Origin of the sequence: Psychrobacter sp. UBA2769 (genome assembly GCF_002352555.1) — a bacterium.
GTDB lineage: Bacteria > Pseudomonadota > Gammaproteobacteria > Pseudomonadales > Moraxellaceae > Psychrobacter > Psychrobacter maritimus.
Genome location: NZ_DEIR01000009.1, coordinates 53,265 through 66,930, shown reverse-complemented (window position 1 = coordinate 66,930; position 13,666 = coordinate 53,265). Strand labels below are relative to the sequence as shown.

The following is a 13,666-nucleotide window of genomic DNA, read 5'->3' as shown; positions in this document are numbered from 1 at the left end:
ATGAATTGAAGACACGCTCTAATAATTAAAAAACTCATAAAATAACCATTAAGGAAAAGTATCAATGACCGATAAAATACATGATTTGGGTGCAGGATTTTGGAATATTCGTGGCACGTTTCGCTTAGGCGGGGTGCTAAATATAGGCACTCAATGCTCGCTTGTAAAATTAGCCTCAGGTCGCTTTATATTTTTAGACAGCTACGAGCTCACCGGCGACGTACGCGCTGAGGTAATGGCGTTAACCAATAATGGGCAAGATGTCGAAGCGGTCCTCAATGTCCACCCCTTTCATACTGTCCACTGCGCACAAATGGCAAAGGACTTCCCGCAAGCAACTTTTTATGGCAGTAGCCGTCATCATAAAAAAATCCCTGCCGTACAATGGGCAGACGATTTGGTCGAAAGCGATACGGTCGCCAAGCGCTACCCTGAGCTGATGTTTTCTATGTCAGAAGGTATTCATTATATCTCACCCAATGAGATGATTCATGCGGGCTCGCTGTTGGTATTCCATCCTGCCAGTAAAAGCTTGCACGTCGATGATACTTTTATGAGTCCACCAACCAAATTACTAGAAGCGGTGCTACCGGAACTGTTATTACACCCAACGACCAAAAAAGCACTAAAAGATGAGCCTAATGCTGGCAAGCAGTATTGCGACTGGGCGACCAATCTGGCGCACGAATGGCGCGAGGTACGTAACTTCTGTGCCGCGCATTCTTATTTAGTGAAGTTTAAAGAGGGTGAGTTTGAAAAAGTCTTATTAAAAGCCATTGATAAAGCCCGTCCTAAGCTTGAAAATGCTTAAACGCTTAAACGCTTAGCTGCTTAGATGCTTTAAAAATTGATAATAAAAAAGGCTGCCCATACTATTACTAGCGGGGCAGCCTTTTTTTGTGGCGATTTTATATATAGTAGAATTACTTTAAAATTGATACAGTGCGACTGGGATGAATTTTTCGAAGCCTCTGGAGTACAAGGCGCGCAGCAAGCAAGGAAAATTTATACCAGTCGCACATAGCTATAACGTAGCGCTTTTATTTTGAACTGACTATATAAAGCTTCTATTTTACAAAGTTAGTTAGGCCATTTCTATAAAACAATAACTCCGCAAGCTCTGCCTCATTACTGATAATATCTGCCAATGTATAACGCTCGAGGACGTTGATAAAAGCGGTCAATGCTTCAAAGAATACCTGTTTTAGCTGACAGACAGGACTAATAATACAACCTGACTTGACCCCCGCACTTGCTTCCTCATCAATCAGCGTCAAAGACAAATCTTTGGCAACCGCATTATCATCATTACTATTAAAAGAGCTGTCAGAATTAGCATTGTCAGGCTTAGGATTAATCAATAAATCGGTCGAAAAACATTCAACCAAATTAAAATCAGGCTCAATCTGTTTGATTAACACCCCCAAATTGATGTCTTTTGGCGCACACGCCAAGCGAATCCCACCGTTTTTACCGCGCACGCTATCTATATAGCCAAGTTGCCCGAGCTGATGAATAATCTTGGTCAAATGACTTCTAGAAATGTGATAACTGTTGGCAATATCACTGATATTTGCCAATAGGTGCGGCTCAGGCTTGGTCGCCAAATATATTAATGAGCGCAGCGCATAATCACTATAGTTGGTCAGTCGCATTTTTTGCACTCCAATGTTTGTTATAACTATTAACTTTATAATTTGAAATAATGATATATTTTAAAATCCTATGTTTTAAGTCGCTTTAGCTTTTAAACTATTTAACTTTTAAAGGACTTAAATTTTAAATCAGTTGCATTTTAACCGTTTCAACACCTTATTAGCCAAATAAACCATCTGGTCGCGGGCGTGCCAGTACCGGCAAATAACTGATACAAAACAAGGCAAAACAAGCTATCCAAGCGCTTTGTGCCAGCATGATCCATAATAAGTAATGACTCATATCGATTAATGGCAAAAATACCCGACTGACAAACGCCACTGCCATAAGCGCGAACATCGCATTGACGATTTTGGGTGGCTGATGAATACTGCGCCCCGTATGACCGAGCGACACCCGCGCCATCATCGCCACCGTCATCATGCCAATACCGGAAATCGATAATCCATGTACCGCAATGCTGTGATTATAGCCTAACCATGGCTGCAGTGCGTACAATACAAAGCTCACACACATCCCTAGAAAGGCGATATATAACGACCATAGTAACGGTTTTTGCCAAATACCACGATGATACCAGCCAACTAAGCGTACGATGTTGACCACCGCCACCCCAAGTGCACTGATGGTCAGCAAGTATTTATTGGGATAAAACATATCAGTGATAAAAAAAGCAAAGAAGAACAATAAGCTTGCGATATCCTGCGCTTTATTATTACGTACCGTCACTGCTTCGGTTTCACCTTGAGCATTTGGCACACTTAGACCACGCTCAATAAAGAACGGCACCACGCGGCGACCGATGGTCAATACCAAGCCGATAATCAAATAAAAACCTAAATAAACACCAACTTTGGTCAGATTCATATTGGCGCTGATAATGCCCCAATAGCACAAAGCATTGCCCACTGTTAATAATGCAAGCTTGGCTAAAATCCCCATTTGCTTATATTGCTTAACTTGCAATACTGCACGGAAAATCACAAAAGCCATCGTGCCGATGAACAATAAATCGAATACCGCCGCCGCATATAGTAACGCCACGCTGCTACCAGCAACCGTGATACCTAAGCCAAATCCTACCCAGCCCAAACGCGCCAGCAACCAACAGACAAAAATACCGAGCAGCTTGTAGCCATGCGGCATCATAACGCCCGTCCAAGTCTTAACTGCAGTCAATAAAAATCCCGCCACGATGGCCAGCGCATAGCCGTAAATCATTTCATGACCATGCCAATACAGCGGATTCAACGTTTGCGCATCGATATCTGTATGTCCAGTAAACACAAATGCCCACAACGCCATGGTTATAATGGCAAATAGTGCGCCTGCGCTAAAAAATATCCGAAAGCTCAAGTTGAGTATGGGATGCGGCGAGCTTGGTGGCTTGCTAGGTAGATTAATTGATTGCATAGCAGACTTCTTATAATGAAAGTTAGAAGGTATGTCTTAAAGATTCATTTTATATGAATGTTAATTATAATGCCATCTAAACTATAGGACTGCTATGGTTTATTCAAGTAGTGATTCATTCAAGTAGTGACTCATTAAAGCAGTTATCATATACAGCTATAATTGATATAAAGCGCTAGACTGGATAGTGTTATTTTAGCCCAATCTGTATCTAATAACTGATATTAGATAGCTTATACTCGATAACAGATGTTCGATAAGTGATATTCGATAACTTACCTTCTATAATTTACAGCGGCATAAAACTCTAAAGTCACACATAGCTTGATATTTGCCCTCACCATTACCATCATAGGTAATGACCACAGTTAATTTGACTGCATAAATGGTTCACTTTTAGGAGATTGTCATGACAGAAGCGCATGCACCGATTGAAAAACGTAAAATCGTTAATAGGTTTTTGACCCTACTGACCAAAGAACAGCCGCAAATGTATTATGCAACGACATCTGAGATCTCTCGTAGCATCCATAAGATGATAAAAGAGCATACCAACCGTCTGACAGTAGAAGAGCAAGCATTGGTTCGACATATGACTATCGAAGAGATTGAAGCATTACTAGGCTTTCATTCTAAATAACATTAGAACTATAAAACTTTAGAATCATTGCGTATAAATAAAAAAAAGACCACCATTTAGGCGGTCTTTTTTTATATCGAAACATTTATCTAACTACATCTAAGTACGTTTATCCATAATGCGTTGATTAGAATGCACTGATTAAAACGGATATTGACGCGGTTCGTTTTGCATTGATATCCAATGCGTTCTGGTAAATTCTTCCAGTATCCACTCACCATTAAAGCGACCAATACCTGAGTTTTTCTCACCGCCAAATGGCATGTTGCTCTCATCGTTGACTGAGATATCATTAATATGGGTCATGCCCGTTCTGATACCGCGAGCAAAGCGCAAACCTTTTTGCATATCTGCTGTAAATACCGCACTCGATAGACCATACATGGAGTCATTGGCTATCGATAACGCATCCTCTTCATCTTTGGCACGAATAATCCCGACCAATGGCCCGAACACCTCATTACGCGACAAATCCATCTCGCGCGTCACTTCAGTAAAGATATGCGGCGGTACTACCTGACCTTTAATCTCACCACTCAAAATCATTTTGGCACCTTCTTGCTGTGCTTTAGCGATTTTTTCTTGCAGTGACTTGACTTGTTTTTCATTAATGATTGGACCGACTGCCGTATCTTGCTTGTTCGGATCACCGACGTTTAAGGTTTTAACATGAGCTAAGAAGCGCTCTACGAAGTCATCATAAATCTCATCTTCAACGATAATACGGTTGATAGCGAGACAGATTTGACCTTGATGCAGGAACTTACCAAAGGCGGCGGCTTTTACCGCTTGCTCAATATCGGCGTCCTTTAATACCACAAATGGGCTATTACCGCCGAGCTCAAGCGCCACTTGCTTGATGTAGTCGCCACCATTGGCCAATTCGCCAATATGTTTGCCGACTGAAGTTGAACCGGTAAAGGATACAAAGCTTGGAATATCATGAGTGACGATGGCGTCCCCTATCTCACTACCCGCACCAACTACGACGTTAAGCAGTCCTTTTGGTAAACCTGCTTCTTCGAATATTTTTGCTAACAGTAAACCACCGGTAATAGGTGTGTCACTTGCAGGCTTAAGCACGACCGCGTTACCAAGTGCTAACGCAGGCGCGATAGAACGCTGGGTAAGGTGTAGCGGAAAGTTCCATGGGCTAATAACGGCTACGACACCGATTGGCTCACGGTAGACGAAGTTTTCTTTACCGGGGGTGTTTGATGCGCGAATTTCACCATGCACACGATTAGGGAAACTGGCCGCTTCAAGGGTAATCGCACGCGCACTACCGAACTCTACCATTGCTTTGATACGCGTACTGCCCGATTCCTTAATGAGCCAATCGACAATTTCGTCTTGACGCTGATCTAAGACATTGACGACGTTATACATTAAACTGGCACGCTCAGCTGGCGTCTTTTGTGCCCATTGTTTTTGTGCCGCATTTGCTGCCTGATAGGCTTCATCAAGCTGTTCTTTCGTCGCCTGTTTAATCTCGACCAGCGTGTCACCATTATATGGATTGACATCAGTATTGACGCTATCGTCTTTGCCCTGTTGCCATGAGCCTGCGATATACTGCAAATGAAAATCGCTATATACGCTCTGCTGAGTATTCTTAGTATCGGTTGACATAATAATCCTTATTTATTTTATGCTTGTTATTTAAAACGTTTGGTTCATTAAAACGCTTAGTTAATTAAAGCATCGAGCTGCTACATTTGGAATAGGTACACTGCAAAACAGTTATGTGCAATGGTTATGTTGGGAAATGATGGTTTTATGAAACGATAGTGTAAAATAACCATTCGCCATTAACCATCGATAACAAACGTAACTTGCTAGACGACTGGTCTAATGCTAACATAGTCAGCATAAAAATAAGAATCATTTATCACTAAGTATTGTTGAAAAAACGTAACACTCAAAATTATTATTTTTCTTTCGATTAAAAAAGTACCTTTAAAGCCCTGCTTTATCTCACTTAATTTAACGACATCACCATTTAATGACATCACCAAATAAAGATCTAAGGAGAACATCCTCTTCATGTCCGCTATTACAACCACTGCTCCATCAGATACCAGAGCGCACCTGTTAGCCATCGGCTATCAACTCATTGCGCAAAAAGGTTTTACCGCAGTCGGTATCAAACAAATACTTGATACCGCTGGTGTGCCAAAAGGCTCCTTTTATCATTACTTTGCATCAAAAGAAGCCTTTGGTGAAGCCATCATCGAGCACTATTTTGACAACTATAAAAATCGCCTCGAGGCGATTACTGCTGAAAAAATCAGCGCACAACAAAAGATTTATAACTATTTTCAAAACTGGTATGACACCCAGCAAAAGGGCTGTGACCATGAGAAATGCTTGGTAGTAAAACTCAGTGCAGAAGTGGCTGATATCTCAGAAACCATGCGTAAGGCTCTGTATGCCGGTTATCAACAAACCATCAACTGGATTGCTGTGCAAATAAAAGCAGGCTGGGCAGATGGTTCTATACCTCACCCTGACAATATCGCCGCCGAAAGTATGGCCAAGCGTTGGTACTTTGCTTGGTTGGGTGCCAGTTTAGTCGCTAAGATCAGTCAAACCGATACGCCATTAGCAGAAGTTTGGCTGATGACCACCTCGCAGCTTGGTCGCTAAACGCTGTGTAAATAAAATTAATGCTAATAAAATCAATACCCTAAAACCGATGTCAATAAACTTGATATCGCGACTATCTAGGTTGTTAATGCTCAGCTAGTAGCTACCGCCTTAGCTTATTAGCTACTCCCTTAACCATAGCAACCTAGCCGTTAATACCTTCTCGTTAATACCCAACCGTTATCACTAACGTATAACGCTGATTGAGGGTTTTCAATCGCCAATAAGCAATTATTAATAAAATACTAAGAACTTTCAGTTATACGATAGTTTTGTAAAGTTAATAAAAAAATAACTAGACGACCGGTCTAATTCATGTACAATGCGCACAGATGGCAATAATTGCTATGACGCATATCCGATATAAAAGACGTCATTCATTAGCACTTACATCACAACTTATCTCTTTATCATTAGAAACTAGGAATATTATGAATAACTTTCAATATTACAATCCCGTCCGTATCGTCTTTGGCGAAGGTCAAATCAAACAACTATCCGAGCTAGTGCCAACAGAGGCGCGCGTTCTAATCACTTATGGTGGCGGTTCAGCGCAGCGTACTGGTACGTTAGATGAAGTAAAGAATGCGCTAGCAGTAAATGGCACACGTGAATTATTTGAGTTTGGTGGTATTGAAGCCAACCCAGAATTCACCACCTTGCTAAAAGCCGCTGATATGGTGAATGAGCATAATATTGATTTCTTACTAGCAGTTGGTGGCGGTTCAGTCATCGACGGCAGTAAATTTGTCGCGCTTATCTCTTCATTAACTGAAGATGGCAGCACCGATGGTACGGTTTCTCGTGAAAAAGCATGGGATGCGCTGACCAGTTATTGCAAAAATATCGATTCAGCCATTGATTTGGGCGCGGTACTGACCATTCCAGCGACCGGTTCTGAGATGAACTCAGGCGGCGTGATTAATTACAGCGAACGTCAAGCAAAACTACCGTTTGGTAACCCACTTGCCTTCCCTAAATTCTCAATTTTAGACCCTGCTAAAACCTTAACCTTACCTGAGCGCCAAGTAATGAACGGTGTTGCGGATGCTTTTGTCCATGTGATGGAGCAGTACCTCACCTATCCAGTCAATGCGAAAGTTCAAGATGCCTTTTCTGAGAGCTTGCTTAAAATTCTGATTGAGGAAGGCGCAGCGGTCAAAGCAGATCCAGAGAATTTAGAAACGCGTAAAAACATCATGTGGACAGCAACCATGGCGTTGAATGGTCTGATTGGTACTGGTGTGCCGCAAGATTGGACGACGCACATGATTGGTCATGAACTGACCTCACTGCATGCAATTGACCATGCCCGTACGCTAACGATTGTACTGCCATCAGTGTTGCGTGAGCTTAAAGACAGCAAAAAAGACAAACTGCTTCAGTATGCGCGTAACGTTTGGGGTATCAATAATAACGATACCGGTACACAACTAGACGATGACACCATCATCGAAACTGCTATTGTTCATACTGAGAACTTCTTCCGCGAGCTTGGATTGCCAGTTAGCTTAGAAGATGCTGAGTTAGATAAGTCAGCTATTGACCCTATCATCAAGCAACTTGAAGCACACAAAATGGTGAAATTGGGCGAACATGGTAAAAATGACTTAGCTGTATCACGCCGCATTTTAGAACGCGCCGTTACCAGCAAAGCTTAATCGTCAAAAAACTTATAACTTTTTATTGTCACAACAATCGGTAGCCATTCACTTTGGCGTGGCTACTGACTTTAAAATCTTAAAACTTTAAAACGAAAATGAATAACTACAACCAATAACTAGAATAAGGAGCTTTAACATGAGCTTTGATAATAATTTTAATGCCCAACAAAACCAAAAACAAAACCGTCAAATCAAACTTGCCAGCCGTCCCAATGGCGCGCCAACCAGCGATAATTTCGAGCTAACTACTAGCGACATCCCTACTCCTAACGACAAGCAAATGCTACTGCGTACGGTATATATGTCACTTGACCCGTATATGCGCGGGCGTATGAGTGCTTCTAAAAGCTATGCTGACCCATTAGAAATCGGCGATGTCATGCTAGGCGGCACGGTTGCACAAGTTGTCGAATCTAATATCGATAAATTCGCCGTCGGTGATTTGGTCGTATCAAATTCAGGCTGGCAGGATTATAGCGTCAGTGATGGCGAAGGCGTGCTAAAGCTGGATAAAAATATGTCCAACCCATCTTATGGTCTTGGTGTCCTCGGTATGCCTGGTTTCACCGGTTATATGGGTTTAACCGATATCGGTAAACCAAAAAAGGGCGAAACCTTAGTCGTGGCAGCAGCAACTGGTCCTGTAGGCGCAACGGTTGGACAAGTCGGTAATCATTTAGGTTTACGTACGGTCGGTGTCGCAGGCGGTGCGGAAAAATGCGCCTATGCGGTCGAAGAGTTGGGCTTTGATGTCTGTATCGACCACAAAGCGGACGACTTTGCCGAACAGCTTAAAAACGCTTGCCCAGATGGTATTGATATCTATTATGAAAACGTCGGTGGCAAGGTATTCGATGGCGTATTGCCACTATTAAATGCCCATGCGCGTATTCCAGTATGCGGCTTAGTTTCTCAATATAACGCCACCGAACTTCCTGATGGCAAAGACCGCCTAGGTATGTTGATGGGTCATATTCTCAGTCAGCGCCTGACCATCAAAGGCTTTATTATCTTTGAAGAATATGGCGACCATTTCCCAGAATTCTTAAAAACCATGGGCGAATGGGTTGAGTCAGGTAAAGTCAAAACCAAAGAGCATATCGTGGATGGCTTAGCACAAGCACCACAAGCTTTCTTTGATATGCTAGAGGGTGAAAACTTCGGTAAAACCGTGGTTAAAGTTGCTGACGTTCAGTAGTTCATATCAAGCGACTTATATAAAGGTATAAAGTAGCCAGTTTTAAATAACTTTCAGATAACCACTTAACAACATAATACGTTAAGACAGCTACTGAAAATAATGCTTAAAACATTAATACTGTTAGCAGCCAGTTTTTAGCAAAGATAGCTTTATCATAGTCTTTGCATAGTTATAGTCTTTGCATAGTTATAGTCTTTGCATAGTTATAGTCTTTGCATAGTTATAGTCTTTGCTTAGTTATAGTCTTTGCTTAGCTTTAGCAAAGCTGGCTGCGACATATCTGAACTTGGTATTAAATTAGTATTAAAACTTAGCAAACAATACAAATAATAAATAAGGACAATTATGAATATTTTAATGGTACTGACCTCACACGATAAATTGGGTGATACAGGCAAAAAAACTGGCTTTTGGCTAGAAGAATTTGCCGCCCCTTACTATGCTTTCTTGGATGCTGGCGTCAATGTTACTCTAGCCTCTCCTGCTGGCGGTCAACCACCACTTGACCCTAGTAGTGATACGCCAGATGCGCAAACCAAAGATACCAAACGCTTTAAAGAAGACAGTGAAGCTCAAGAGCATCTTGCCAATACCAAAAAGCTTGCTGAAGTAAAAGCTGAAGACTTTGACTCCGTCTTTTATCCAGGTGGTCACGGTCCATTGTGGGATTTGGCAGTTGATAAAAACTCTATCGAGTTAATTGAAACCTTTGTTAAGCAAGACAAGCCTGTTGCCTTTGTTTGCCACTCTCCTGCCGCGCTTAAAAACGTCAAAATCGATGGCGAGTATTTGGTCAAAGGTAAAAAAGTCACTGGCTTTACCAATACTGAAGAAGAAGGTGTTGGCCTGACTGACGTCGTACCTTTCTTATTGGAAGACGTATTAAAAGCCAATGGCGGTCACTACGAAAAAGGCGCGGATTGGGAATCGTATGTCGTTGAAGACGGTCTATTAATTACCGGTCAAAACCCAGCGTCATCAGAAGAAGCCGCTAAACGTTTACTTGCTAAGCTGCAAGCATAATATAAAAACATCGTAAAAAGGCTAATATCATGATTCGCTTACATCATCTTAATCAATCGCGCTCACTGCGTACGCTATGGCTATTAGAAGAATTGGGGCAACCTTACGAGCTAATTAGCCATCAGCGTGATACCAAAACGCATCTAGCACCAGACAGTCTAAAAGCAATTCATCCCCTCGGTAAGTCTCCGGTTATTGAGATGGATGGCGAGCTTTATGCTGAATCAGGGGCGATTATTGAGATGTTGATTGAGCGTTTTGCCCCCGAGCGCCTGCGCCCTGCTACCGATAGTGCAGAGTATGGTCATTATTTGCAGTGGATTCACTTTGCTGAAAGCTCGCTTATGTTACCGCTACTGCTTGAGCTGTTTACCACTAAAGCAGGCGTTGGCGATAATGAATTCTTGGCGGGTTATATCAGCGCAGAAAAGCATAAAGTACTGAGCTATTTAAATGATGAAGTCAAAGACAAAGCATTTATCATTGGCAACAAATTAAGCGGTGCTGACTTTATGCTGGCATTTGACTTAATCATGCTCGCGCATCGTGGGGCGTTACAAGACTATATGCATATCAAGCAATATGCGCTACAACTGGCGAGTATAGATAGCTATCAGCGTGCGATGCGTTTGGAAGCCAATTATGATGATTCTATTAAGCGCTAAGCCAAATAGTTTTTATTGTTTAATATAAAAAACAGCTCTTAAAGAGCTGTTTTTTTATGCCTGATTGATACTTGAGCCATTTATAAATACTTTAAATACAAAATTTTTGCTCAAGCCAGCTATTCATAAAGACATTATCAGGGTCAAACTCTCGGCGAATCTCTAAAAAGCGATTGAGCTTTGGATACAGATTTTGTAGCTCCACATGGTTCAATTTATTTACTTTACCCCAATGCGGTCGACCCTGCCATTTTTTCATATAATCATATAGCCATTTAAATAACGGCTCACAGTCCATGCCTTTATAGACATGGAAGGATAATACCGCGCAATCCTCTCCCTGCGTGGGACTGAGCATACCAGTCTCGCCTTTATGCGTGCGCACTTCGATGGGAAAGTGCGAGCCTTTATTGTCTTTTAATAAAATATGATTGACCTCCGAGATACATTCATCAAAATCAGATAACTTAATAAAGTACTCAGACTCATTGAACTTGACGCCGCGCGGTGTCGGAAACACCTCATAGCTATAGCCTTCACGCTTGGTATTAGGGATAGAGTTTGCGGAGATTTCACTCACCTTTTGGGTCAGCGACGGCTTCATACGAGCCAGCTCGCACAGCACATAAAAAGCGCCATTGAGGGTAACAACGCTATCAAAATGGTCTTTAAGCTTTTGCGTACCCGTCATGGCTTTGGGCGCTATCACCGACAGCGTCTTTTGCTGAATTTTATTGGTAGCGGGAAATAAAAACCATTCTAGATGACGATGGCTATGCGCCGTTTCATGAAAGCGCGCCAATCCTTCTTCAAAACCTAACACCTCATTGGCTTCTTTAAGCCCGTATAGGTCGACTACTTTAAGGGTTAATTTGGTAAAAATACCAAGCATACCAAGGCTTGCATGCAAGGCATTACCCAACTCATCGGTTTTCGGGTCGCCGCGATGATGGGTATGTACTTCTCCTTTACCATCGACCCATTCCCACGTCACTACTTGATTGGCAATGGAACCTAAAGTAATTCCTGTGCCATGGGTCGCCGTACTGGCAGCACCAGCGATAGTTTGCGCTTGCACATCGCCCATATTTTCTAACGCCAAACCATGCTCTTTAAGTGCGGCGCCAATTTCATATAAATAGGTGCCAGCATGTAAAGTAGCAAGCTTCGCTTCTTTATCCACCGAGATAAGACCGCGCATATTATGCAAACTGACGGCAATTTCTTCAGGTTTCGCGCAACCACTAAACGAGTGCGCGGCACCCGTGACTCTAACGCGCTTTTTATTTGCCCGTGCATTTTTTACAATATCTTGCAGTTCTGCAACCGATGAGGGAGTAAGTTTTTGCTCAGGTGTAGCACGTTCATAACCGACCCAATTTTGCCATTCATTGCTTCCTTGCCACAGCCTTAATGAAAACATTTGCCCTCTCCTCGGTAGGTTGTCATTGTTTGGTTTTTGGTTTTTGTATTTATTGTTGTCAGCGTTCCTTCGCTTCCTGCAAAACCATCTATTGTAGATTGAGCAGACTGTCGATAACAAATAAGCTCATTAAAATGTTCACACAGTTCACCTGCCTTTGCATGGCGGCACCAAACCACATCACCGATACTAAGACGAGGTGCGTTGCCATCTTTCTTAGCTTTAGAGATGGCCATCGGCGTTTGTACTTCGCCAAAGCCTTCATCGTTTAATAAGGATAAATATTCTGGATAATGTATCACTGGCGCTTTGTCCGCGCCTGTCGCACCCGAGGCAATAAAGCCGCCGCTATGACATGTGATGACCCCTTTTTCAGGTTGACGCGTCACGGGCAGCACAAATCCAGCAGCTGGCTGAAACTCATGCATGCTATCCATATAATCGAAATAAGCCGGTTTATAATACGCAGAACCCACGGTTATCTCGCTCACTTCAGGCTGGCTTGAAGTAAAATCCATACTACCGCTACCGCCGCCGTTGACGAGCTTCAAGGTATAACCTTGTTTATTGAGATAGTCAACGATGGAGCGGCGACGTTTACTAACTTGTTTTTGTGAGCGACTTTTTAATAAGCGGATGGCTGGCGACAATAAGGCTTTACCCGGTAAATGCTCAGGCAAACCAGCGATTTGTGCCTCATAACCCATTGCCGCACTGACATTAATATGGCGGCATTTTTTGATATGCTTTAGGAGTTTTTTAACGTCTTTTATAGTCATTAAGGCTGAGCGCTTAGTACCGAAATAGAGCTTTGGCAGTGGCATCGACATATTGATATCGAGACAAACATCAATAACAACATCATGAATTTTGCCGACTTCATTAAGTACATCAACATGCTCAGGGCGATCAACCATCCAAATCATGGTCGCGCCCTGTTTGGTAAAGTCAAAAGTTGCGGTAACGCTTACCATGTCCAAAGTTGGATAAGCGCAGAGAATATTATCAAAGCCATTTTCTAACAGATACACTGATTCGTCGGCCGCATAAGACATCAGCCCGATAAAGTTAGGAGATTTGTCTTTAATGTAGTGCAGAACGTCTATAGAGCGAATAGATTTGGTCGCCAAGCGTAGTTGAACAGACTTAGTTTTTTGGTTGATCAGTGTTATATTATGATCGAGCGCGTCCATATCAAGCCACGCACTCGGAGCTTTCGGCGGAACAATGTGGGCAAAATCCATTTTACTTTCCTTGTAACGGCCATTGAATACGACCTTGTATTTCTTATAATACTGTTATTATGCCTCTAAAAAAGAGGATATATCAGCA

General features: G+C 42.3%; 12 protein-coding genes. 7 read left to right on the top strand and 5 right to left on the bottom strand.

Annotated features, from left to right (window positions below):
• Positions 1 to 64 precede the first annotated feature (64 nt).
• Positions 65 to 811 (top strand): hypothetical protein, encoded by a 747-nt coding sequence (locus B3Q63_RS03370; RefSeq protein ID WP_296173789.1) that lies wholly within the window; start codon positions 65 to 67, stop codon positions 809 to 811.
• Between the two features lie 256 nt (positions 812 to 1,067).
• On the opposite strand, the gene B3Q63_RS03365 is transcribed toward B3Q63_RS03370, so the two are convergent.
• Together B3Q63_RS03365 and B3Q63_RS03360 are read right to left on the bottom strand one after the other, a co-directional pair.
• Positions 1,068 to 1,655 carry an Rrf2 family transcriptional regulator gene (locus B3Q63_RS03365; protein WP_296173787.1) on the bottom strand — a complete coding sequence of 196 codons (588 nt, stop codon included), beginning with the start codon at positions 1,653 to 1,655 and terminating at the stop codon, positions 1,068 to 1,070.
• A 160-nt stretch (positions 1,656 to 1,815) separates the two neighbouring features.
• A complete protein-coding gene (locus B3Q63_RS03360; RefSeq protein ID WP_296173784.1) occupies positions 1,816 to 3,069 on the bottom strand; it encodes an NnrS family protein in 1,254 nt (417 codons plus the stop codon).
• 409 nt (positions 3,070 to 3,478) lie between these two features.
• Between B3Q63_RS03360 and B3Q63_RS03355 the strand changes: the two genes are divergently transcribed.
• Positions 3,479 to 3,709, top strand: a complete 231-nt coding sequence (locus B3Q63_RS03355) for a hypothetical protein (RefSeq protein ID WP_296173758.1) — start codon at positions 3,479 to 3,481, stop codon at positions 3,707 to 3,709.
• A 141-nt stretch (positions 3,710 to 3,850) separates the two neighbouring features.
• Here the strand turns inward: B3Q63_RS03355 and B3Q63_RS03350 are convergent, their stop codons facing one another.
• Complete coding sequence (locus B3Q63_RS03350) at positions 3,851 to 5,341, bottom strand: aldehyde dehydrogenase family protein (protein ID WP_296173757.1); 1,491 nt, start codon at positions 5,339 to 5,341, stop codon at positions 3,851 to 3,853.
• Between the two features lie 414 nt (positions 5,342 to 5,755).
• Here B3Q63_RS03350 and B3Q63_RS03345 point away from each other — a divergent pair, with 414 nt between their 5' ends.
• The 5 genes from B3Q63_RS03345 (at position 5,756) to B3Q63_RS03325 (ending at position 10,911) form a co-directional block, all read left to right on the top strand.
• On the top strand, positions 5,756 to 6,358 hold the full coding sequence (locus B3Q63_RS03345; RefSeq protein WP_201565827.1) for a TetR/AcrR family transcriptional regulator: 603 nt from the start codon (positions 5,756 to 5,758) through the stop codon (positions 6,356 to 6,358).
• A 431-nt stretch (positions 6,359 to 6,789) separates the two neighbouring features.
• Positions 6,790 to 8,019: an iron-containing alcohol dehydrogenase gene (locus tag B3Q63_RS03340; RefSeq protein ID WP_296173754.1), complete on the top strand. Its 1,230-nt coding sequence runs from the start codon at positions 6,790 to 6,792 to the stop codon at positions 8,017 to 8,019.
• A gap of 139 nt (positions 8,020 to 8,158) precedes the next feature.
• The gene (locus B3Q63_RS03335) at positions 8,159 to 9,220 is read left to right on the top strand and encodes an NADP-dependent oxidoreductase (RefSeq protein WP_296173751.1); all 1,062 of its coding nucleotides are present in this window, start codon (positions 8,159 to 8,161) and stop codon (positions 9,218 to 9,220) included.
• Positions 9,221 to 9,568: 348 nt separating this feature from the next.
• Positions 9,569 to 10,246, top strand: coding sequence for a type 1 glutamine amidotransferase domain-containing protein (locus B3Q63_RS03330; RefSeq protein WP_296173749.1), 678 nt, complete (start codon positions 9,569 to 9,571; stop codon positions 10,244 to 10,246).
• 29 nt (positions 10,247 to 10,275) lie between these two features.
• Positions 10,276 to 10,911, top strand: a complete 636-nt coding sequence (locus B3Q63_RS03325; protein WP_201619373.1) for a glutathione S-transferase family protein — start codon at positions 10,276 to 10,278, stop codon at positions 10,909 to 10,911.
• Positions 10,912 to 11,002: 91 nt separating this feature from the next.
• On the opposite strand, the gene B3Q63_RS03320 is transcribed toward B3Q63_RS03325, so the two are convergent.
• The gene (locus tag B3Q63_RS03320; protein WP_296173746.1) at positions 11,003 to 12,334 is read right to left on the bottom strand and encodes a D-arabinono-1,4-lactone oxidase; all 1,332 of its coding nucleotides are present in this window, start codon (positions 12,332 to 12,334) and stop codon (positions 11,003 to 11,005) included.
• On the bottom strand, positions 12,322 to 13,578 hold the full coding sequence (locus B3Q63_RS03315; RefSeq protein ID WP_296173745.1) for an alanine racemase: 1,257 nt from the start codon (positions 13,576 to 13,578) through the stop codon (positions 12,322 to 12,324). The genes B3Q63_RS03320 and B3Q63_RS03315 overlap by 13 nt, the downstream gene beginning before the upstream one ends.
• Between the last annotated feature and the right edge of the window lie 88 nt (positions 13,579 to 13,666).

Bases quoted from the DNA above. Each gene is read 5' to 3' on its own strand.
- B3Q63_RS03370 (WP_296173789.1), top strand. From the start codon at position 65: ATGACCGATAAAATACATGATTTGGGTGCAGGATTTTGGAATATTCGT.
- B3Q63_RS03365 (WP_296173787.1), bottom strand. From the start codon at position 1,655: ATGCGACTGACCAACTATAGTGATTATGCGCTGCGCTCATTAATATAT.
- B3Q63_RS03360 (WP_296173784.1), bottom strand. From the start codon at position 3,069: ATGCAATCAATTAATCTACCTAGCAAGCCACCAAGCTCGCCGCATCCC.
- B3Q63_RS03355 (WP_296173758.1), top strand. From the start codon at position 3,479: ATGACAGAAGCGCATGCACCGATTGAAAAACGTAAAATCGTTAATAGG.
- B3Q63_RS03350 (WP_296173757.1), bottom strand. From the start codon at position 5,341: ATGTCAACCGATACTAAGAATACTCAGCAGAGCGTATATAGCGATTTT.
- B3Q63_RS03345 (WP_201565827.1), top strand. From the start codon at position 5,756: ATGTCCGCTATTACAACCACTGCTCCATCAGATACCAGAGCGCACCTG.
- B3Q63_RS03340 (WP_296173754.1), top strand. From the start codon at position 6,790: ATGAATAACTTTCAATATTACAATCCCGTCCGTATCGTCTTTGGCGAA.
- B3Q63_RS03335 (WP_296173751.1), top strand. From the start codon at position 8,159: ATGAGCTTTGATAATAATTTTAATGCCCAACAAAACCAAAAACAAAAC.
- B3Q63_RS03330 (WP_296173749.1), top strand. From the start codon at position 9,569: ATGAATATTTTAATGGTACTGACCTCACACGATAAATTGGGTGATACA.
- B3Q63_RS03325 (WP_201619373.1), top strand. From the start codon at position 10,276: ATGATTCGCTTACATCATCTTAATCAATCGCGCTCACTGCGTACGCTA.
- B3Q63_RS03320 (WP_296173746.1), bottom strand. From the start codon at position 12,334: ATGTTTTCATTAAGGCTGTGGCAAGGAAGCAATGAATGGCAAAATTGG.
- B3Q63_RS03315 (WP_296173745.1), bottom strand. From the start codon at position 13,578: ATGGATTTTGCCCACATTGTTCCGCCGAAAGCTCCGAGTGCGTGGCTT.